This window comes from Lachnospira hominis (ex Hitch et al. 2025) (genome assembly GCF_040096395.1).
GTDB classification, from domain to species: domain Bacteria; phylum Bacillota; class Clostridia; order Lachnospirales; family Lachnospiraceae; genus Lachnospira; species Lachnospira hominis.
In genome coordinates this window covers 1-22,402 of sequence record NZ_JBBMES010000015.1, presented here as the reverse complement: position 1 = coordinate 22,402, position 22,402 = coordinate 1, and the positions used below count along the sequence as shown (strand labels likewise).

20 protein-coding genes and 1 tRNA gene are annotated in these 22,402 nt (G+C 34.5%); 12 read left to right on the top strand and 9 right to left on the bottom strand.

The features are described from left to right. Positions 1-8: 8 nt before the first annotated feature. Positions 9-1,037 (bottom strand): sensor histidine kinase, encoded by a 1,029-nt coding sequence (locus tag WMO38_RS11705; RefSeq protein ID WP_349162830.1) that lies wholly within the window; start codon positions 1,035-1,037, stop codon positions 9-11. A 247-nt stretch (positions 1,038-1,284) separates the two neighbouring features. Between WMO38_RS11705 and WMO38_RS11700 the strand changes: the two genes are divergently transcribed. After that, entirely contained in the window at positions 1,285-2,238 is a 954-nt protein-coding gene (locus tag WMO38_RS11700) for an alpha/beta fold hydrolase (RefSeq protein ID WP_021865617.1), read from the top strand. Between the two features lie 49 nt (positions 2,239-2,287). On the opposite strand, the gene rsmG is transcribed toward WMO38_RS11700, so the two are convergent. From rsmG to rpmH, 8 genes are all read right to left on the bottom strand, one after another. Further along, the gene (gene rsmG / locus WMO38_RS11695; protein WP_021865618.1) at positions 2,288-3,046 is read right to left on the bottom strand and encodes a 16S rRNA (guanine(527)-N(7))-methyltransferase RsmG; all 759 of its coding nucleotides are present in this window, start codon (positions 3,044-3,046) and stop codon (positions 2,288-2,290) included. An 11-nt stretch (positions 3,047-3,057) separates the two neighbouring features. Continuing rightward, on the bottom strand, positions 3,058-4,944 hold the full coding sequence (gene mnmG, locus WMO38_RS11690; RefSeq protein ID WP_349162828.1) for a tRNA uridine-5-carboxymethylaminomethyl(34) synthesis enzyme MnmG: 1,887 nt from the start codon (positions 4,942-4,944) through the stop codon (positions 3,058-3,060). Positions 4,945-4,965: 21 nt separating this feature from the next. Continuing rightward, positions 4,966-6,342 (bottom strand): tRNA uridine-5-carboxymethylaminomethyl(34) synthesis GTPase MnmE, encoded by a 1,377-nt coding sequence (gene mnmE, locus WMO38_RS11685; RefSeq protein ID WP_021865620.1) that lies wholly within the window; start codon positions 6,340-6,342, stop codon positions 4,966-4,968. A gap of 104 nt (positions 6,343-6,446) precedes the next feature. After that, the gene (gene jag, locus WMO38_RS11680; protein WP_349162827.1) at positions 6,447-7,271 is read right to left on the bottom strand and encodes an RNA-binding cell elongation regulator Jag/EloR; all 825 of its coding nucleotides are present in this window, start codon (positions 7,269-7,271) and stop codon (positions 6,447-6,449) included. A gap of 17 nt (positions 7,272-7,288) precedes the next feature. Continuing rightward, the gene (locus tag WMO38_RS11675) at positions 7,289-8,533 is read right to left on the bottom strand and encodes a YidC/Oxa1 family membrane protein insertase (RefSeq protein ID WP_349162825.1); all 1,245 of its coding nucleotides are present in this window, start codon (positions 8,531-8,533) and stop codon (positions 7,289-7,291) included. Between the two features lie 35 nt (positions 8,534-8,568). Then, complete coding sequence (gene yidD, locus WMO38_RS11670) at positions 8,569-8,820, bottom strand: membrane protein insertion efficiency factor YidD (RefSeq protein WP_021865623.1); 252 nt, start codon at positions 8,818-8,820, stop codon at positions 8,569-8,571. Then, complete coding sequence (rnpA, locus tag WMO38_RS11665; RefSeq protein ID WP_186837475.1) at positions 8,813-9,178, bottom strand: ribonuclease P protein component; 366 nt, start codon at positions 9,176-9,178, stop codon at positions 8,813-8,815. The genes yidD and rnpA overlap by 8 nt, the downstream gene beginning before the upstream one ends. 151 nt (positions 9,179-9,329) lie before the next feature. Beyond that, complete coding sequence (gene rpmH, locus WMO38_RS11660; protein WP_021865625.1) at positions 9,330-9,464, bottom strand: 50S ribosomal protein L34; 135 nt, start codon at positions 9,462-9,464, stop codon at positions 9,330-9,332. 542 nt (positions 9,465-10,006) lie between these two features. Here rpmH and dnaA point away from each other — a divergent pair. The 11 genes from dnaA to WMO38_RS11605 all read left to right on the top strand — a co-directional run bounded on the left by dnaA (position 10,007) and on the right by WMO38_RS11605 (position 22,095). Beyond that, the gene (gene dnaA, locus WMO38_RS11655; protein ID WP_186837483.1) at positions 10,007-11,386 is read left to right on the top strand and encodes a chromosomal replication initiator protein DnaA; all 1,380 of its coding nucleotides are present in this window, start codon (positions 10,007-10,009) and stop codon (positions 11,384-11,386) included. 308 nt (positions 11,387-11,694) lie between these two features. Continuing rightward, positions 11,695-12,798: a DNA polymerase III subunit beta gene (dnaN, locus tag WMO38_RS11650; RefSeq protein ID WP_021865627.1), complete on the top strand. Its 1,104-nt coding sequence runs from the start codon at positions 11,695-11,697 to the stop codon at positions 12,796-12,798. Between the two features lie 58 nt (positions 12,799-12,856). Further along, a complete protein-coding gene (locus WMO38_RS11645; protein ID WP_186837474.1) occupies positions 12,857-13,066 on the top strand; it encodes an RNA-binding S4 domain-containing protein in 210 nt (69 codons plus the stop codon). Between the two features lie 12 nt (positions 13,067-13,078). Continuing rightward, positions 13,079-14,176 (top strand): DNA replication/repair protein RecF, encoded by a 1,098-nt coding sequence (recF, locus tag WMO38_RS11640; protein ID WP_186837473.1) that lies wholly within the window; start codon positions 13,079-13,081, stop codon positions 14,174-14,176. A gap of 16 nt (positions 14,177-14,192) precedes the next feature. Next, on the top strand, positions 14,193-16,118 hold the full coding sequence (gene gyrB, locus WMO38_RS11635) for a DNA topoisomerase (ATP-hydrolyzing) subunit B (RefSeq protein ID WP_349162822.1): 1,926 nt from the start codon (positions 14,193-14,195) through the stop codon (positions 16,116-16,118). A 27-nt stretch (positions 16,119-16,145) separates the two neighbouring features. Continuing rightward, a complete protein-coding gene (gene gyrA / locus WMO38_RS11630; protein WP_349162820.1) occupies positions 16,146-18,764 on the top strand; it encodes a DNA gyrase subunit A in 2,619 nt (872 codons plus the stop codon). Positions 18,765-18,842: 78 nt separating this feature from the next. Further along, positions 18,843-19,604, top strand: coding sequence for an alpha/beta hydrolase (locus tag WMO38_RS11625; RefSeq protein ID WP_349162818.1), 762 nt, complete (start codon positions 18,843-18,845; stop codon positions 19,602-19,604). After that, complete coding sequence (locus WMO38_RS11620) at positions 19,595-20,368, top strand: alpha/beta hydrolase (protein WP_349162816.1); 774 nt, start codon at positions 19,595-19,597, stop codon at positions 20,366-20,368. Before WMO38_RS11625 ends, WMO38_RS11620 begins: the two co-directional genes overlap by 10 nt. Before the next feature lie 53 nt (positions 20,369-20,421). Continuing rightward, entirely contained in the window at positions 20,422-21,264 is an 843-nt protein-coding gene (locus WMO38_RS11615; RefSeq protein WP_349162815.1) for a fumarate hydratase, read from the top strand. A 54-nt stretch (positions 21,265-21,318) separates the two neighbouring features. Next, on the top strand, positions 21,319-21,870 hold the full coding sequence (locus tag WMO38_RS11610) for a Fe-S-containing hydro-lyase (RefSeq protein WP_186837470.1): 552 nt from the start codon (positions 21,319-21,321) through the stop codon (positions 21,868-21,870). Positions 21,871-22,007: 137 nt separating this feature from the next. Next, positions 22,008-22,095: transfer RNA gene (locus WMO38_RS11605), tRNA-Ser, on the top strand. Positions 22,096-22,402 lie beyond the last annotated feature (307 nt).

The following is a 22,402-nucleotide window of genomic DNA, read 5'->3' as shown; positions in this document are numbered from 1 at the left end:
ATTTATATCTATTTTTCTTTGTACTTCAAAGGAATATCAATATAAAATTTAATTCCCTTATCATTATTTTTTGTTACTTTAACAGAACCATTAAAAATGTATAATCTGTCTCTTATCATTGATAATCCTTGTCCTTTAGTATTTTTACATACATTATTATAATCAAATCCACAGCCATTATCAGCCACAAAGAATTTAATGCTTTTTTTTGTTATCTCAATACTAATATAAATATTTGTTCCTCTTGAATGTTTAATAGAATTTGTACACAATTCAAAAATCATTCTTATTACATTAATAAGAAGAACCTTATCTATATCCGGACATTCATCGCCTTTATATTCATATTGAATTAACATATTTGTTTTTTTTTGAAGTAAATCAACCATCTTACAAAAACTATCTTTAAAATTAGAATTTTCCAATGGCAAAGGTCTTAGATTAAAAATTATATTTCTTAATTCACTAATACAGTTATTTAACATATCACTGTTATTTTTAATTTCAATTCTGGCACGTTCAATATCACTCTGCATAATATGCAGAATAAATTCATTTTTAAAAATTATTGCCGCCAAATCTTGAACTACAGTGTCATGTATATCCATCGCAATACGTCTTCTGTCTTTTTCCTGATTAGACAATTCATTCATACTTACTGTATGTGAATATACTTTTGAATTATTTTTATATATCTCTGATGCAATTACATCATTATTACAATCATCACATAATTTTTTTATACGTTCACATCTGAATGTCAATTCCGAAAGTTCATCTTGCAACAAACTTTTTTTTGAAAGAAGCTCTTGTCTTTGACTCTCAAGTTTTTGAATCTCATCCTCACGAAAACATGTATCATAATTTTTTGATTCAAATAATGATTCAGGTTCACTTTCCTTTTGTCTTATTTTTTTAAGATAATTGTCAATTGAATCTATATCAATATCCAAGCCTCTTATAGAATAATTTATTTCATTTATTTTATGATTAGTATTATCATATTCTTCAATTAAAAACTTACTAACTTCACTCATTAAATATTCCCCATGCTTGCAAAGGAGCAGCTCATAAAAACACAGCCGAACTGTATATTTATAATATACTATTTATATTACAACAATATCATATTACCTTGAAACATTTACAATATAATACATTATATTGAGTAAATTTTAAAGTATTTTTTTAATATTCGTTGCGAGTTTAGTACATATATACTATAATATTATTAATATTATGGTAAATGAAACATATGATTCTGTATAGAATGGAGAATGTAATATGAATAAATGGAAAAAAACAGGACTTGCCGTAACTGCATCTGCAGCTGTTATTTCAACGGCACATATCATTAATCAGATGATTTTTTCATCTTCTGTTGTTAAAAACCTTACCAATAAAGAAACACGCAGTACATATAAATGGAAATTTGGTAATATATCGTATACTATTTCAGGAGAGGGTTCTCCAATTTTGCTTATTCACGATTTAAAATCTTCCTGCTCATTATGCGAATGGGACAGAATAATAAAATCACTTGGCAGAAATCATACAGTATATGCCATCGACCTGCTTGGATGTGGTCATTCCGATAAACCGAATATAACATACACAACATATATGTATACACAGATGATTCAGGATTTTGTTATTAATGTCATTCATAAAAAAACGGATATTATTGCACAGGGTGATTCAGCCCCAATGGCAATAATGACAGTGTATTCTAATCCATACATTTTTAATAAACTGATTCTTGTAAGTCCACAAGATATAAAATCAGCATTAAAAACTCCGGATAAAATGTGTGAAATAAGAAGATATCTTCTCAACTCACCTGTTTTAGGCACTCTCATTTATAATATATGCATGAGTCGTCAAAAGCTTAATTCCGGATTTGTATTAAAATACTTCAATAACAAAAATTCAATATCACAGAATCTTATTGATACATACAGTGAAAATGCACATCTTGGCGGAAGTAATGCAAAATATCTTTTTACAAGTACAGAATGTCATTATACAACTGTTTCTATAAGCAAAGCTGTAAGTAAAATTGACAATAGCATTTACATTATTAATGGTTCATGTGACACAACTGCTATTGAATCTGCAAAATTGTATAAATCGCTTAATCCGGCTATAGAATCTGTTACAATTGAAAATGCAAAACATTACCCACAGATTGAACAGCCGTTAAAATTCATAAAAAATATTGATATTTTTCTCAGCTGAAACCAATTAAAAATCCGGATGTTTTTCTATCACCCGGATTTTTAATTTTTTATTTAATTGGTTCCTTTGAAGGCAGTCCTGATTTTCTAGGATATTTCTTAGGCGTAATTCTGTTTTTCTTTATAAATACAAATGAACGTCCAAAATCTGTACCTGGAAGACTAAATTTATAAACATGCTTAATTTCACCACCAAGCACACCGATTGCTTTTTTAGATGCCTCAAGTTCTTCATCTATTTCACCCGATTTATATGCAATAAAATATCCACCCGGCTCAACAAAAGGAAGTACATACTCGCTTAATGTTGCAAGATTTGCTACTGCTCTTGATACACCAATTCTGTATTTTTCACGATATAATGGATTTCTCGCTCCATCCTCAGCTCTGCTGTGAATTGCATCAACTTTTTTTATTCCAAGCTGATTTATAACTTCATTTAAAAAATTAACCCGTTTATTTAAAGAATCAAGAAGACATACATCTGTTTCCGGAAATGCAATCTTTATAGGTACTCCGGGAAATCCCGCACCTGTTCCTACATCTATTACAGAAACATTCTTAAAATAGTTAATTTTATTTTTTATATCATTATCTGTTCCGGATAATTCACAAACAGCTTTAAAAACAGCCAGACTATCCACAAAATGCTTAACTAATACCTCATCATATTGTGTAATACCTGTAAGATTCATTACTTTATTCCATTCAACAAGAATTTCATAATATTTATCAAACTGATCACATTGATTATCCGTAAGTTCAACATTAATTTCTTTTAATATTTTTTGAAATTCACTTCTGTCCAAATACTTTCTCCTTACATCTTTTTTCTTCTGAACTGTTCCATATAAACAAGAAGAACTGAAATATCTGCAGGTGATACTCCTGAAATTCTTGATGCCTGACCTATTGAACGTGGTTTCATCTTATTGAGCTTTTGTATTGCTTCTTTTCTTAATCCGGTAATTTCATTATAATCTATATCATCAGGAATAATCTTGCTTTCAAGTTTCTTGAAATGTTCAACCTGACGCAGCTGTCTTTCTATATATCCCTCATATTTAAGATTAATATTCACCTGTTCAGCAACATCCCATGCAAGCTCCGGTCTATGTTTATCAATAGGTGCAAGAATTTCATAATTTAATTCTGGTCTTTTAACAAGCTCAGCAAGTGTAACACCTGTCTTTAATTCTGTACTTCCGTACTTTTCAAGTAAATCAAGGACTTCTTTACCTGTACCGATATTTACAGATTTTACTCTCTCGACTTCTTCAGCAATCTGCTTTTCTTTAAGTTCTACTTTAGCCATTCTCTCATCATTAATAAGACCAACTCTGTGACCATATTTTGAAAGTCTCAAATCTGCATTATCCTGTCTTAAAATCAGCCTGTATTCTGCTCTTGAAGTCATCATTCTATATGGTTCTGTTGATTCCTTTGTGACAAGATCGTCAATCAATACACCAATATAGGCCTCTGAGCGGTCAAGAATAAGAGGTTCTTCATTTTTTACATACATTGCAGCATTGATACCAGCAATTATTCCCTGTGCTGCAGCCTCTTCATAACCTGAGCTTCCGTTAAACTGTCCACCCGCAAAAAGTCCTTTTATTTTCTTAAATTCAAGTGTTGACTTTAACTGTAATGCATCTATACAGTCGTATTCTATCGCATACGCGTTTCTTACTATTTTTACATTTTCTAATCCCGGTACAGTACGATACATCGCATACTGAACATCTTCAGGCATTGAACTTGACATTCCACCAAGATACATTTCATTAGTATAAAGTCCTTCAGGTTCTATAAATACCTGATGTCTTTCTTTATCCGCAAATCTTACAACCTTATCTTCAATTGAAGGACAATATCTTGGACCTGTTCCGTGAATAACTCCAGCATAGAGCGGAGAACGGTCAAGATTATCTCTTATAATCTTATGTGTCTCTTCATTTGTGTATGTAAGCCAGCATGAAACCTGGTCTTTTTGTACTGTTTCAGGGTCGGTTGTAAATGAAAATGGCACTACTCTTTCATCACCAAACTGCTCTGTCATCTTTGAAAAATCAACAGAACGCTTGTCAACTCTCGCCGGTGTACCTGTCTTAAATCTTCTGACTTCAATTCCATTATCAACAAGAGACTGTGTAAGGTGATTTGCAGGAAGAAGTCCGTTTGGACCTGTTTCATAGCTCACATCACCAAAAATACACTTTGCCTTGAGATATACACCTGTACAAAGAACAACTGCTTTAGCAAAATAACTTGCACCTGATACTGTCTTTACACCTTTTATAATGCCATCTTCAACTATTATCTCTGAAACTTCAGCCTGACGCACTAAAAGATTATCAGTATTTTCCATTATTTTTCTCATTCTGTGGCTGTAATCAGACTTGTCAGCCTGGGCACGAAGTGAGTGTACAGCAGGTCCTTTTGATTTATTAAGCATCTTTGACTGTATAAATGTAGCATCTATATTTTTGCCCATCTCACCACCAAGAGCATCTATCTCTCTTACAAGATGTCCTTTAGAGCTGCCTCCTATATTAGGATTACATGGCATCATGGCTATGCTTTCACAGCTAACGGTAAAACAAATTGTATTAAGTCCAAGTCTTGCACATGCAAGAGCAGCCTCACAGCCGGCATGTCCCGCACCTACAACAACTACATCATAAGTTTCGCACAAATTTTTCACAGCAGTCTCCTTAAATAATCTTTATTTTCCCATACAGAATTTACTGAAAATACGGTCTGCAAGGTCATCTTCAACCTCTTCGCCTATAATCATTCCAAGTTTTTCGTACGCCGTCATCAAATCAATTGTAAGAAAATCCTCGCTCATTCCCTGATTTATTCCATCTTTTACCATATGAAGGCTGTCAAGTGCCTCCTGTAAAAGTGTTTTATGACGCACATTTGTTATATATATTTCTTCATTAAATGATATTTCACCGTTAAAAAACATGTCTTTTATCGCATGTTCAAGCTTATCAAGCCCTGTCTCATTCTTTGCTGAAATTGAAACCATGCTGAATTTATTAAGATTCTTCAAATCCTCAGGTTTTACAACTTGTTCCATATCTGACTTGTTTAAAAGAACAATAACATTTTTGTTCTGAATAAGTGAAATAATATCATCATCATTTTTATCCAAAGGTCTTGAACTGTCAACAACAAATATTACTAAATCTGCATCCTGTGCATATTTTTTTGCTTTCTCAACACCGATGCTCTCAACATAATCATCTGTCTTTCTTATTCCGGCTGTATCTACAAGATTAAGAGTAACTCCACCGAGATTTACCTGTTCCTCAAGTACATCTCTTGTTGTTCCCTCTATATCAGTTACTATCGCACGCTCCTCTTTTGCCAGAGCATTAAGCAGGCTGGATTTACCCGCATTAGTTTTCCCCAAAATAACAGTTCGTATTCCATCCCGCATTATACGACCGTTATCAGAAGTTTTCAACAATTTATACACATTATCCACACAGTTATCCACATCTTTTTCTATGTTATTAACATAGTTATCCAACGAAATATGTTCAGGGTCATCAAGTGCAGCCTCTATATATGCTACATGATTAAGGATAACTTCCCTTATTTCCTTTATTTTTGCAGATAATTTTCCATCAAGCTGGCTTACAGATGACTTCAATGCGTATTCATTTTTTGAATTAATAACATCTATTACCGCCTCTGCCTGCGATAAATCAATTCTTCCGTTAAGAAATGCTCTCTTAGTGAACTCGCCGGGTTCAGCCGGTTTTGCACCTGCTTTAATCGCCGCTTCAAGAACTTTTCTTGTTACAAGAATTCCTCCATGACAGTCAATTTCCACAACATCCTCTCTTGTATATGTGTTAGGTGCACGCATAACTATGACAAGCACCTCATCTATAATATTACCGTCTTCATCAACAATATTTCCATAATGAACAGTATGGCTGCTGGCTTCAGACAGTTTTTTTCCGTTTTTAGATACAAATATTTTATCTGCCGTCTCAATGGCATCTTTTCCGCTCATTCTTACAATACTTATTCCACCACTGCTCATTGTACTTGTTGAAATTGCGGCTATTGTATGTTCCATACCTAATACCTCTGATTAATATTAAAATTGTCATACAGATTGTGGCTTTTACAGCCACAAACCGCATGACTTTAAAAAATACACTGAATTAAAACAGATACAAATTAATATCTTGAATTTTTTTCTTTGTCAAGATATACAACTACATGTCTGAATGGTTCTTCACCCTCACTTCTTGTAGATACAAACTTATCGTTTTGAAGTGTTGAATGAATAATTCTTCTCTCATATGGATTCATCGGCTCAAGTGAAACAGGCTTTCTGCTTCTCTTTACCTTATAAGCAATATTCTTTGCAAGTGATTCAAGAGTTTCTTTTCTTCTGTTTCTGTAATCTTCAGTATCAACTTTAATTCTTACATATTTGTCTTTTCCCTTATTTACAACAAGGCTTGTAAGATACTGGATAGAATCAAGCGTCTGTCCTCTCTTACCTATAAGAACACCCATGTTAGGACCAGAAAGTTCAACATTTACACAATCAGGATCATCAAATTTAACATCAATCTTAACTTCAAGATTCATTGCCTTAAACATATCACCTAAAAATGTTGTAATTCTGCGTTCAACTTCTTCATTAGGCATAACTGTTGTATATTTTGATGTTTTCTTAGGCTGCTCATGTGAGTCATCCTTAATCTCATTATTATCAACTGATTTTACAGGCTCAGCTTTAACAGGCTCATATGAAACAGATGAATCTGCTACTTTCTGTGTTTCTGTTTCTTTTGCCTTGACATTTGCCTTAACCGGCTTGTCTTCTTTCTTTCTTACTTTAATTACAGCAAGTTTTCTTCCCATTCCCAGAAAACCGGCACTGCCTTTTTCAATAACTTCATATTCTACTTTATCGCTTGTTGTTTCTAATTTTATTAAAGCATTAGTGAGTGCTTCATCAACATTTTTACCTGAAACTTCAATATAATCCATAGTAAACCGCACCTCCGTTAATTCTTCTTAGAGTTTTTCTCATTATACTTTGCTACCATTCCGGCCTTTTCAGCAAGGCTGCCAGGTTTAGCTGATTTATAATAATTAGTTGCCTCAAGAATTTCTTTTACTTTTTTATCATTTTGTTCTTTCTTCTGCTGAAGCTTATCGATTCTTTCCTGACTTTTTGTCTGTGAATCAATCTTCTTAGTGCTTGTTGTAGCATTCTTAGCTATTTTTTCAGGAGGTAATCCCTTTTTGGCACGTTTTTTGTTACGCTGCTCTACATTTCTTCTTACAATCTCATCAACACCGAGTTTATCATAGTAACGATTGATGCAAATCTGAATGATTGTCTGGATTACAGCCGTTGCAATCCAGTAAAGACCAAGACCTGCAGGTACTGAGAATGCGATAAATGCAGACATAATCGGCATAAAAATATTCATCATCTTCATTGATGCAGCTGCCGGATTATCAGAATCATCCTGATTTGACTTGCCCTGACTTACTCTTACACTGATATACTGTGTAACACCTGATAAAATAGGTATAAGTATAGCAATATTTAATGCTAATGTAGGTACCTGTGAAACATTGATTCCGATGAAAGTATTCATCTCAGTAATCTTTGCCTGATTATCAGCAATTACAGATGCATAAGATGTGAAATGCTCTTTAAGCAAGTTCCACTGTTCTGTTGTAAATGAGTTCATCGCAACTACAGCATCATTAACATTTGACCAGTCAATTTTTGCAAGTGTACCTGTATTAAATGTATTACTCATAAAATCAGAATAATCAGCCGCACTCATAATACCATTGCCGCCATCACCAAGAATATTAATAAATAATGCCTTGAGTGATGTTACATACATAGGAATTCTCTGGAATACCCTGTATAAAGCAAGAAGAATAGGAAACTGGATAAGCATCTGGACACATCCACCCATCTGTGAAGTTCCATACTTTGCATATACAGCTTTAGTTTCCTCCTGCATTTTAAGCATTGCATTCTGGTCACCTTTTTTATCCTTATACTTGTTCTGAATTGCTCTTACTTCAGGTCCGATAATAGAATTTAGCTTCATCATCTTAGACTGCTTTGCAGTAAGTGGAAGCATTAACAATTTTACTAATAAAGTAAATAAAATAATTGCTATCGCAATATTTCCCAATCCGATTGCATTGATTCCAACGAAAAGAACGTCAAGAACTTTTCCAAGTAAAGATGCTATCGGCTCGATGATTGCATTATACATGTGTTTCCTCCAAACAATAATCCATATGTCAAAGGCTATTTAGTTATCTTTTTTACATTCACTGCCCCTTTTACCGGAACAGGATCATACCCTCCTTTAACAAACGGATTACATCTTAATATTCTTTTTAATGCCATAAATCCACCCTTAAATGCACCATATTCAGTAACTGCCTCTTTTGCATACTCTGAACATGTCGGGTAATAATTACAGTAGCTTCTTCCTTTATAAGGAGATATAGCATGTTGATAAAACCATATCAGCTTTAATAATAACTTTTTAATCATTATTTTCCTCTTTTGGGTCTGTAATTATATCAAGATGCTTCATAAGATGAAGCATTGCACTTTCAGTTTCTTTATAACCTTTTTCTTTCAGACCCGCTCTTGCCACAACGACAATATCAAGACCACGCTTTACATTATCATTATTAAGACGAAATGCTTCACGTATAAGTCTCGCAAGTCTGTGCCGGACGATACTGTTCCCGACCTTTTTACTCACAGATACTCCAAGTCTTAATGTATCCGTTCCATTCTCTAAAATATACATAACAAGATACTTATTCGCATACGAAATCTTCTTATTATATACTTTTTTAAAATCACTGTTTTTCTTCAATGTTTCAAAATTACTATACTTCATATCAATACTCATGCCTCTCGATAATTATCAAATATGGGACATTCACCAGATTCTCATATAGACAAATAATCCGGCTTTATGCCCTGCGTAAAAAAAGACAGACGAACGCCCATAAAATATTGGCACCCGTCTGTCGAAAAATTAAAATTAATTAAGCTGAAAGTCTTTTTCTACCCTTAGCTCTTCTTGCTGCTAAAACTTTTCTTCCGCCTGGAGTACTCATTCTTGCTCTGAAACCATGAACCTTAGATCTCTGTCTTGTCTTTGGCTGAAATGTCATCTTCATTGTAAACGCACCTCCTTCTTATACCACAATAATATGGGTTATATTATAATCCTGTTTTATGTGGCAGGAATATTATATCAAGTCTAATATTAAAACATCAGCATTTATTATATTAAGAAAATGTCACTAAGTCAAGCAAAAAAAATTATTTTGCAAAATAATTTTTTATTCACTTTAATTAACATTTAATACCACTATTTCAACAAGTTATCCACAAAATGTGTATAATTCGTGGATAACTGTTGATAATTATGCCTGTTTTCCACTTTTATACTCAAAAACCGCCTATTTTCGACATGTATTGTGTGGAAAATCAATCCACATCTCTTATCTTTAAAAATGTTTCTTCCTATTATAATGTCAGTTTTACGTCATACACAACATATAGTTTCTTCCACATCAATTCACATTAATTATCCCTGATTGTGATTTTAATTTTACACACTCAGTCATATCTTTGATACCTTGATTAAAACCTCGTTTTGGTATATTATATATTAGAATAACTTTACATTTTAATAAACCGAAAGGTGTACTATATAATTATGGAAGAATTAAAACAAAAGTGGGATCTTATAATACAGACCCTCAAAGAAGATTACGACATTACAGATATGTCTTTCAGAACGTGGATAAAGCCTATTCAAGTATATTCAGTTGTAGGCGACAAAATTACTCTTTTAATTCCTGAAAATAATAACGATGGTGACGGCAAGGGATTAAGCTACAATATGCGTGTTGGCTATATAGAAAGAAAGTATCTTGCAGCCATCACTCTTACAATCGCTGAAATTATGGGCAGGGAATATGATGTAACACTCATGTCTTCTATTGATAAGGAAAAGATTGATAAGAAGCAGAAGCAAAAAGATACTTCCGCATCCAAAAATAATAATATACAGAATCTTAATCCTAATTATACATTTGAAACTTTTGTCATCGGTAATAATAATAATCTTGCACATGCCGCATCTTTAGCTGTTGCCGAGACTCCCGGTGAAGTTTACAACCCGCTTTTTATCTATGGTGGTGTTGGACTTGGAAAGACTCACCTTATGCAGGCTATTGCACATTTTATTATCAAGACTAAGCCTGAACTTAAAGTTTTATATGTAACATCAGAGACATTTACCAATGAGCTGATTGATTCCGTAAAGAACCAGAAGAACTCTGAATTCCGTGAAAAGTACAGAAACATTGACGTTCTTCTTATCGATGATATCCAGTTTATTATAGGTAAGGAATCTACTCAGGAAGAATTCTTCCATACTTTTAATGCACTTTATCAGGACAGAAAGCAGATTGTAATATCTTCTGATCGTCCTCCTAAAGAAATGGAGACACTCAGTGAACGTCTGCGTACTCGTTTTGAGATGGGGCTGCCTGTAGATATACAGATACCTACATATGAAACCAAGATGGCGATTCTTAATAAGAAAGCCGAACTTGGCGGATATGATATTCCTTATGAAGTAAAGGATTATGTTGCAACGCATATCAAATCAAGTATCAGGGAACTTGAAGGAGCTTTAACAAAACTTTCAGCTTTTGCAAAACTCTCATCTAATCCTATAACTGTAGAATTTGCTGAAGAAGCATTAAAGGATTTAATTTCTCCTGATTCAAGAAGAGAGATTACACCTGAGCTTATTATCGATATAGTAGCAGAACACTTCAATATTAAATCAGAAGATATTCTCTCACAGAAGCGTTCTGCCGATATTGTATATCCAAGACAGATTGCAATGTATCTCTGCCGTCAGATGACTACTAATACAGTACAGTCTCTCGGCAAAGCATTCGGCAACCGTGACCATACAACTATTCTTCACGGTGCTGACAAGATTAACAAGATGGTTATAAGTGATGAAAATACAAAATCAACAATTGACATTCTTATAAAGAAGATTAATCCTTCTTAATGTCTTATAACTTATTCACATTATCCACTGAATAAGTTGTTGATATCGTGTTATACGTTGTTTAAAGCCGTGGATAACCGTTTATTTTTATTTTTTGATTTTTTTGTCAAAAAAGTTATCCATACGCATTTCACACCAGAATCAAGCGGATTCAACAGGGTTATGCCAACGCTTTAACCCAGTAATTTCAAGGCTTACAACCACTTATTAACTTATTAACAGCCCCTACTACTACGACGACTGATTAATATTTATATATATATGCCATTCGATTTTGTTGACATATCATGAAAGGAGTTTTACACATTATGAAATTAATCTTTACAAAGAGCAGCTTAAACAAAGCAGTCGGTATTGTTATGAAAGCAGTTCCAACAAGAACTACAATGTCTATATTGGAATGTATCCTTATCGATGCTTCGACAAATGAAATCAAATTTACAGCCAACGATATGGAACTCGGTATTGAAACTATCGTAGAAGGCGAAATTATTGAGAAAGGTAAAGTTGCAATAGATGCTAAGATTTTTTCTGAAATCGTAAGAAAGCTTCCGGACAATGATATCACTATAGAGACGGATGATAATTATACTTCAACAATTACATGTGAAAAGAGTAAATTCAACATTGCCGGAAAATCAGGAGACGATTTTTCATATCTTCCTGTAATTATCAAAGAAAAGAGTATAAGTCTTTCTCAGTTCACATTAAAAGAAACTATCAATCAGACAATTTTCTGTACATCACCTAATGATAATAATAAGATGATGACAGGTGAATTATTTGAAGTAAAAGATAATGTACTCAAGGTTGTAGGTCTTGACGGACATAGAATTGCAATAAGAAATATTAATTTATCAGGCAATGCAGATGATGTTAAAGTTGTTGTACCGGGTAAGACACTTAATGAAATAAGCAAAATACTTTCATCAGATGCAGAGTCGGTTGTAAATATTTATTTTACTAATAATCATATTCTTTTTGAATTTGATAATACAATGGTTGTATCACGACTTATTGAAGGGGAATACTTTAAGATAAACCAGATGCTTTCAAGTGATTATGAAACAAAAGTTGTAATTAACAAGAAAGAATTTCTTGATTCTATTGACAGAGCTAACCTTCTTATCCGTGAAGGAGATAAGAAACCTATAATTATTAATATCACAGATGGTTCACTTGAAGTAAAGGTACAGTCTGCAATTGGTTCACTCAATGAAGATATTGACATCAACAAAGAGGGTAAGGATATCATGATTGGATTTAATCCAAAGTTTTTAATTGATGCTTTAAGAGTAATTGATGATGAGACAGTGGACATTTACCTTGTAAATCCAAAGGCACCATGTTTTATACGTGACAAAGAAGAAAATTATATTTATCTTATTCTTCCTGTTAATTTTTCAGCTTAAATAAGTATTTTTATTAATTAACTATTTATAAAATAAGTATATAAAGATTGGAGAAAAAATGCAGGTAATAAAATTGCGTGATGATTTTATAAAACTTGGTCAGGCAATTAAGGCAGCCGGACTCGTTGAGTCCGGTGTTGAGGCCAAGATTGTAATTCAGGACGGAGAGGTTAAAGTAAATGGTGCTGTCGAAACACAGCGAGGAAAAAAGCTTACCGGCGGAGAGATTATTTCTTACAATGGTGAGGAAATAAAGATAGAACGATAGTGTGGTGTAAAAGTGATAGTTGAATCCCTGAAGTTACAAAATTACAGAAATTATGAATATCTTAATATGAATTTTGATGAAAAAATAAATATTATATATGGCGATAATGCACAGGGAAAGACTAATATACTCGAGTCAATGTATGTATGTGCGACTTCAAAATCACATCGTGGCAGCAAAGACCGCGAAATTATAAGATTTGATAATGATGAATCACATATTAAAGTAAATGTCAAAAAAAACGACATGAATTACCGCATAGACATGCACTTGAAAAAAAATAAACCTAAAGGAATCGCTGTCAACGGAATTCCGATAAAAAGAGCGGTTGAACTTTTTGGTATACTTAATATAGTTTTTTTCTCTCCGGAAGACCTTAATATTATAAAAAATGGTCCATCGGAAAGAAGAAGATTTATTGATATGGAATTAAGCCAGCTTGATAAAATATATCTTGACTGTCTTATAAATTATAACAAAGTCGTTAATCAGAGAAACAGTCTGCTCAAAGAATATGCATTTTCGGGAAGGGAAGATATAATATCATCCCTTGATATATGGGATATGCAGCTTGTAAAGTATGGTAATGATGTCATAAAAAGCAGGGAAAAGTTTGTAAAAGAGATAAATGATCTTGTAAAATCAATTCATACAAAACTTTCCGGAGACAGGGAGCAGCTTGAAATAATCTACGAACCATGTGTAAAAGAACAAGATTTTGAATCTGAACTTGTACGGGTTCGAGACAGGGATTTGAAGTTTAAATGTACCAATATTGGACCACATAAAGATGATATGTGTTTTTTGATTAATGGAATGGATGTAAGAAAATATGGTTCGCAGGGGCAGCAAAGAACAGCAGCACTGTCTTTAAAGCTTGCGGAAATTGAGCTCGTTAAGCAGATAATCCATGATACGCCGGTACTGTTTCTAGATGATGTTTTATCAGAACTTGACAGCAGGAGACAGAATTTTCTACTGGACAGTATAGGTAATATTCAGACTATGATAACATGCACAGGCCTTGATGAATTCATAAATAACAGATTTTCAATTAATAAAATTTTTAAAGTCGTAAATGGAACAGTAAGTTCTATGGAACACAGATAAAAAGGAGGATTTAAAAGTGTCAGAACAACAGCAGTATGGTGGTGACCAGATTCAGGTTCTTGAAGGACTTGAAGCAGTAAGAAAAAGACCCGGTATGTATATCGGTTCTACATCTGCAAGAGGACTTCATCATCTTGTATATGAGATTGTAGATAATGCAGTTGATGAAGCACTCGCAGGATACTGCAATACAATACAGGTAATAATCAATAAAGATAATTCAATAACAGTAGTAGATAATGGTCGAGGTGTTCCGGTAGATATCAATCATAAGACAGGAAAACCGGCTATTGAAGTTGTGTATACAATCCTTCATGCAGGCGGTAAGTTTGGCGGCGGAGGATACAAAGTATCCGGCGGACTTCACGGCGTAGGTGCATCCGTAGTTAACGCACTTTCTGAATGGATGGAAGTTTATGTAAAAAGAGGCGGTCATATATACAATCAGAGATATGAGAGAGGTAAAGTATGTTATCCTCTCAAAGTTGTAGGTGACTGTGATGAAAATGATACAGGAACAAAAGTAACATTTTTACCTGATAAAGAAATATTCCAGGAAACACAGGTGTTTGAATTTGATGTTTTAAAACACCGTTTAAGAGAGATGGCATTTCTTACAAAAGGTATCAAGATAATTTTAAAAGACGAGCGTGAGGGAATAGAGCAGGAAAGAACATTCCACTATGAAGGCGGTCTTAGAGAATTCGTTGAATATCTTAACAAGAGTAAAGTGCCTCTTTATGACAACATTATTTATTGTGAAGGTGTCAAAGACAATGTACAGGTAGAAGTGGCTTTCCAGCATAACGATGGATACAATGAAGTTATAGATTCATTTGTAAATAATATCAAGACTCCTGAAGGTGGTACTCATCTTACAGGTTTTAGAAATGCACTTACAAAGACATTCAATGATTATGCAAGAAAAAATAAAATAATAAAAGACAGTGAACCTGCACTTACAGGTGATGATATACGAGAAGGACTTACAGGTATAGTAAGTGTAAAGATTGAAGACCCTCAGTTTGAAGGACAGACAAAGCAGAAGCTTGGAAATACTGTGGCAAGAGGTGCCGTTGACAGCATTGTAAGTGAGCAGCTTACATATTTCCTTGAGCAGAATCCTTCTGTTGCCAAGTCAATCTGTGAAAAATCAGTTCTTGCACAGCGTGCAAGGGAGGCAGCAAGAAAAGCAAGAGATTTGACAAGAAGGAAGACTGCACTTGAAAGTACATCACTTCCGGGTAAACTTGCAGACTGTTCAGATAAAGACCCTAAAAATTGTGAAATTTTTATCGTTGAGGGTGATTCAGCCGGAGGTTCCGCAAAGACAGCAAGAAGCCGTGCAACACAGGCGATTCTTCCTCTTAGAGGCAAGATTCTCAATGTAGAAAAAGCACGTCTTGACAGAATTCTTGGAAATGAAGAAATAAAGGCGATGATTACGGCTTTTGGAACGGGTATACATGAAGATTTTGATATAAGCAAATTAAGATACCACAAAATTATAATTATGACGGATGCCGATGTAGATGGAGCACATATTGCAACACTCCTTCTTACATTTTTCTACAGATTTATGCCTGAGCTTATTAAACAGGGACATGTTTATCTTGCCATGCCGCCACTTTATAAAATCGAAAAAAATAAAAAAGTATGGTATGCATACAGTGATGATGAACTTAATCAGATAATGCTTGAAATTGGACGTGACCAGAATAACAAAGTACAGCGTTACAAAGGTCTCGGTGAGATGGATGCAGAACAGCTCTGGGATACAACAATGGACCCAGAGAAGAGAATTCTCAAGCGTGTAAATATGGATGAAGACCTTGAGTCAGAAGTTGATGTTACATTTTCAACACTTATGGGTGACAAGGTTGAACCAAGAAGAGAGTTTATTGAAGCAAATGCAAAGTACGTTAAAAATCTTGATATATAAAATGTATTTGCAGCATGGAGGTAGATAATGGATGAACATATCTTTGATAAAATACATGAAGTAGATATGCAAAAAACCATGGAAAGTTATTATATTGACTATGCCATGAGTGTTATTGCATCAAGAGCACTTCCTGATGTAAGAGACGGACTGAAACCGGTTCAGCGTCGTATCTTATATTCAATGATAGAGTTAAATAACGGACCTGACAAACCGCACAGAAAATGTGCCCGTATTGTCGGTGATACAATGGGTAAATACCACCCACATGGTGACTCTTCAATTTATGAGGCATTGGTAAAACTCGCACAGGATTTCAATACACGTTATCCTTTGGTAGACGGACATGGAAACTTTGGTTCTGTTGATGGAGACGGAGCTGCAGCCATGAGATATACAGAGGCGAGACTCAGCAAAATCTCAATGGAAATGACTGCTGACATCAACAAAAATACAGTGGATTTTGTACCAAACTTTGATGAGACAGAAAAAGAACCTACAGTTCTTCCGTCAAGATATCCTAATCTTTTAGTAAATGGTACATCAGGTATTGCCGTTGGTATGGCAACTAACATACCTCCTCACAATCTTCGTGAGGTAATTGCGGCAGTTGTAAAAATTATTGATAACAAAATCGAAAAAGATGCAGATACAACTATAGAGGAAATTCTTGAGATAATTAAAGGACCTGATTTTCCTACAGGTGGTACAATTATCGGAAAAATGGGAATTGAAGAGGCTTACAGAACCGGACGTGCCAAGATTAAAGTGCGTGCTGTTACTGATATTGAGCCTATGCAGAACGGCAAAAACAGAATTGTTGTAACTGAACTTCCGTATATGGTAAACAAAGCAAGACTTATTGAAAAAATAGCAGAGCTTGCAAGAGATAAAAAGATAGACGGAATAACAGATTTACGTGATGAGTCAGACCGTCAGGGTATGAGAATCTGTATTGAACTCAGGAGAGACGTAAATCCTAATATTATTTTAAATCAGCTCTACAAGCATACACAGCTTCAGGATACATTTGGCGTAATAATGCTTGCACTTGTGGATAACCAGCCAAAAATTTTAAATATTCTGGATATGTTAAAATATTATCTTCTTCATCAGGAAGATGTAGTAACCAGGAGAACAAAATATGATTTAAACAAGGCTGAAGAGAGAGCCCACATTTTAGAGGGCTTGATGGTTGCACTTGATAATATTGACAGAGTAATCTCAATTATCAGAGGTTCCCAGAATGTGCAGATCGCAAAGGAAAGCCTCATGGCAGAGTTTGCACTTTCAGATGCACAGTCACAGGCAATTGTGGACATGCGTCTCCGTGCTCTTACAGGTCTGGAAAGAGAAAAACTTGAAGCAGAATTAAAAGATCTTCTTGCAAAAATAGCAGAATACAAAGAGATTCTTGCAGATAACAAAAAGCTTCTTGGAGTAATCAAACAGGAAATTTCTCTTATTGCGGACAAATACGGTGATGACAGAAGAACATCAATCGGATTTGATGAATATGATTTGTCGATGGAAGATTTAATTCCTGATGAGCCTGTTGTAATTGCAAGAACAACACTTGGATATATTAAGAGAATGACTCCTGACAACTTCAAGAGCCAGAACAGAGGCGGTAAAGGAATTAAAGGAATGCAGACTCTTGATGAAGATTATATACAGGATTTGTTTATGACAACGTCACATCATATCCTTACATTCTTCACAAATACAGGCCGTGCATATAAGTTAAAAGCATATGAAATTCCAGAATCTGGCAGAACATCAAGAGGAACAGCCATAATCAACTTATTGCAGCTTCAGCCCGGCGAAAAAATTGCTGCTGTAATTCCTATAGATGTAAAGCAGATTGCCGATAAAGACAATATGTTTATGGCAACAAGAAAAGGTATCGTTAAAAAGACACCAATTAAAGAGTTTGCAAATATACGTAAAACAGGAATTCAGGCAATCGGTATGCGTGACGATGATGAGCTTATAGAAGTTAAGCTTACAGACAGCGACTGTGATATAATCCTTGTAACAAAGCTTGGCCAGTGCATCAGATTTAAAGAAACAGATGTAAGACCTACAGGCAGAAGTGCTATGGGTGTAATAGGTATGAATCTTCTTGACGAAGATGAAGTTGTAGGCATGCAGCTTGATAAACAGGGAGATTCACTTCTTATTGTTTCAGAAAACGGTCTTGGAAAACGTACAGACATTAATGAATTTGTTGTACAGCACCGTGGCGGTAAAGGAGTTAAATGTTATAAAATTAACGAAAAGACAGGAAATGTTGTAGGTGTCAAAGCAGTTGATGACACAAGAGAAGTTATGCTTATAACAACAGATGGAATAATAATCCAGATTAAATGTGATGACATATCAAATCTCGGACGTATAACATCAGGTGTAAAACTTATCAATCTTGATGAGGGTGTAAAAGTTGCAACAATAGCGAAAGTACGCAAAAAACCTGTAGATGAAAATGACAAGGATGCTGACGGATTTGAAGAAGAATCACAGGAAAAATCTGCCGTGGTATCAGAAGCAGACTCACAACCGGAAGGTGAAAAAGAACCTGAAAGTGAGATAGATGCGTCTATAGATGAGCTTTTAGAAAGAGCTGAAAAAGATAATAACGAATAAATTCAAGTTAAAAAGAAGCGGTGATATTGCCGCTTCTTTTGTAATAAATTTTTCAAATGTATACAGGAGGTGTTTTAATTGTCACATTTAACAATAAATTTCAAATCAAAATCACTTAACATGCCTGTTATGCTCGATGTTTTGATGCCGCAGGGACACGGTGGATATAAGACATTATATCTTTTACATGGAGCGGGCGGAGACCATGCATGCTGGACGCTAAAAACACGTATTGCCGATTATGTTGAAGGTAAAGATATTGCGGTTGTCATGCCATCAGGAAATAACAGATTTTATGTTAATAATGTAAACGGAAAAGATTATTTTTCATTTATTGCAGACGAACTTATAAACAATTGTGAGACATGGTTTAACATAAGCAGAAATCCTGAAGACAGGTATATAGCGGGAATGTCAATGGGGGGATACGGTGCATTTTATGCGGCATTTAAAAGACCAAAGCAGTATAATACGGCATTTTCGTATTCGGGACTTTTAAATCTTATCGAAAGATATGATAATCCGCAGGGAATAGACATGTATCCTGTTTTTGGCACGCGTGAGGAACTTATTGACAATAATTTCGATTTATATTCTCTTTTCAACAAAAAAGGTACAGATGACAGTAAAATTGTGGATAACCCTACAAAATTTATTATTGCATGTGGATTACAGGATCCGAGACTTCATATGAGCAAAGATTTTTACAAAGAAGCGAAAGAGGCTGGACTGAATGTTTCAATGTATGAGCAGGATGGAGGACATGAGTGGGATTATTGGGATAAGTGTATCGAACAGACTATAAAATGTATTGCAGGGGAGGATTCAAAATGGCAGTAATAAATCTTAATTTATTTTCTATGATGCTTCGTTTTGGAACGGACGTAACTGTAGTTCTTCCGGATGAAATACAAAAAAACGAAAAACTTGCCTGTGTATGGCTTTATCACGGAGGAAGCGGAGACCACACAGACTGGCTTTATCATACCGACCTTGTAGATGAGGTTGAAAAACGTCATTTTGCCGCGGTTCTTCCGAATGTCAATGAATCATGTTTTGTAAATATGAATATCGGCGGTAAATATGAAAGTTATGTTGCAAAAGAACTTCCTTCAATAATATGGAATATGTTTGACTGCATTTCAAAAGACCGCGAAAAGAATTTTGTATCGGGACTTTCAAACGGAGGTTACGGCTGTCTTCATACAATATTAAAATATCCTGATAAATTTTCAAAAGTCGGGGCATTTTCCGCTGGAGATAAAGCAGATGCCGTATTTTTAAACGATGGAAGCGAAAAATCAATCAACAGAATACGTTTGTTTGGTGATGGCGATTTACATAAAACAGAATATGGACTTACATATCTAGCAGATTTATTTATAGAAAAAGAACTTCCAAAGATACAGATTTATCATGCATGCGGAAGTCTTGACCCATGGCTTGACATGAATCATATAGTCAGGGATTATTTTCTTGAACATAAAGATTATTTCGATTATACTTATGATGAAATGGAAAATTACGGACACGAATGGAAGTTCTGGAATATCGAATTGAAAAAATTTCTCGATTTTGCAGGACTTTGTGAGAAGCAGAATTAAATATTACTGTTTTGAGCTTGTATACAATATCCGCATAAAAACAGGAGGGTGACATGAGGGACGTAAATGTCAGTGAGATTACAAAAAATATCAAAGAAATGTGTATTGAGGCAAATCATTTTTTGTCTGAAGACATGAAAAAAGTATTTAAGAATGCTGTTGATTCGGAAGAATCACCGCTTGGAAAGCAGGTTTTAAATCAGTTAAATGAAAATCTTTCCATCGCTGCATCTGATATGATACCGATATGCCAGGATACGGGAATGGCTGTTATTTTTATAAATGTCGGTCAGGAAGTGCATTTTACAGGCGGAGACATTACCGATGCAATTAACGAAGGCGTACGGGAAGGATATGTTGAAGGATATCTTAGAAAATCTGTTGTCAGTGACCCTCTTATAAGAGAAAATACAAAAGACAATACTCCTGCTGTTATTCATTATTCGATAGTTCCGGGAGATAAAGTTGAGATAACGGTTGCACCTAAAGGTTTTGGAAGTGAAAATATGAGCCGTGTATTCATGTTAAAGCCCGCAGATGGAATTGAAGGTGTTAAAAATGCAATTCTTACAGCAGTAAAAGATGCAGGTCCAAATGCCTGTCCTCCTATGGTAGTCGGAGTCGGAATCGGTGGTACATTTGAAAAATGTGCAATTCTTGCAAAAAAGGCACTCACAAGAAATCTTGAGGAAAAATCAGACAAAGAATATATAAGGAATCTAGAATCCGAAATGCTTGAAAAAATCAATAAACTGGGAATAGGTCCCGGCGGACTTGGAGGAACACAGACAGCACTTGCTGTTAATATAGAAACATATCCGACACATATAGCAGGTCTTCCTGTTGCAGTAAATATATGCTGTCATGTAAACCGTCATGTTAAAAGAGTATTGTAAAATCGGTTTGCATAATAAATATTTTATGGCTTATTAGCCGGAAAAGAGGAAATAATGGATAAGCATATTACAGCACCAATAAGTGATGAGGACGCAAAAGAACTCAGAGCCGGTGACTATGTATACATAACAGGAACTATTTATACAGCAAGAGATGCCGCACATAAAAGAATGGCAGAAGCTTTAGCAGCCGGAGAGCCACTTCCTATAGATATGAAAAATAATATTATATATTACATGGGACCATCTCCGGCAAGAGAAGGCAGACCAATCGGTTCAGCAGGTCCGACAACTGCGAGCAGAATGGATAAGTATGCACCGGATTTACTTGATCTGGGACTTAAAGGAATGATAGGAAAAGGAAAGCGTACTGATGCAGTTAAAGCTGCAATTGTAAGAAATGGTGCTGTATATTTTGCTGCTGTAGGTGGTGCAGGAGCATTACTTTCGCAAAGAATCAAATCATCAGAAGTAATTGCATATGATGATTTGGGTACAGAGGCAATACGTAAGCTTTATGTAGAAGATTTTCCTGTAATTGTAGTAATTGACAGTGAAGGAAATAATCTTTATGAAACTGCAATAAAAGAATACTGTCGTGAGTAATTCAGATTTCTGAAATTTTGGTCATTGATTTTTTACAAATATATTTGATAAATATTTTGAAAAATATTATTGACAATTAAAAACTGCTTTGATATAATTTAACTTGCGTTTAACGCAAAAGTAAATATTTCAATTATGGAGAAATACTCAAGAGGCTGAAGAGGCGCCCCTGCTAAGGGTGTAGGTCGGGCAACCGGCGCGAGGGTTCAAATCCCTCTTTCTCCGCTTGGCAGGAGATAGCCGCAGACAATTTTGTCTGCGGCATTTCTATTTCTATTTTTGTTTCTTATAGCGAGGTTCTGTTTTGTATTAGTAACGAAAAAAATATGAAATTAAAAATTATTTTTACGGTTATTTAAGAAAAAGTCTTATAAATAACAAAATAATGTATATGAGGTGTAAAAATATCTAGTGTTTTTGCAGCTGCAAAAACACTAGATATTGTATTTCAACTAATTAATTTCAAAAAAATCAAAAAAAGTTAAAAAAAATCAAAAAAAGGTGTTGACATATATAACCTTAGGTGATATTA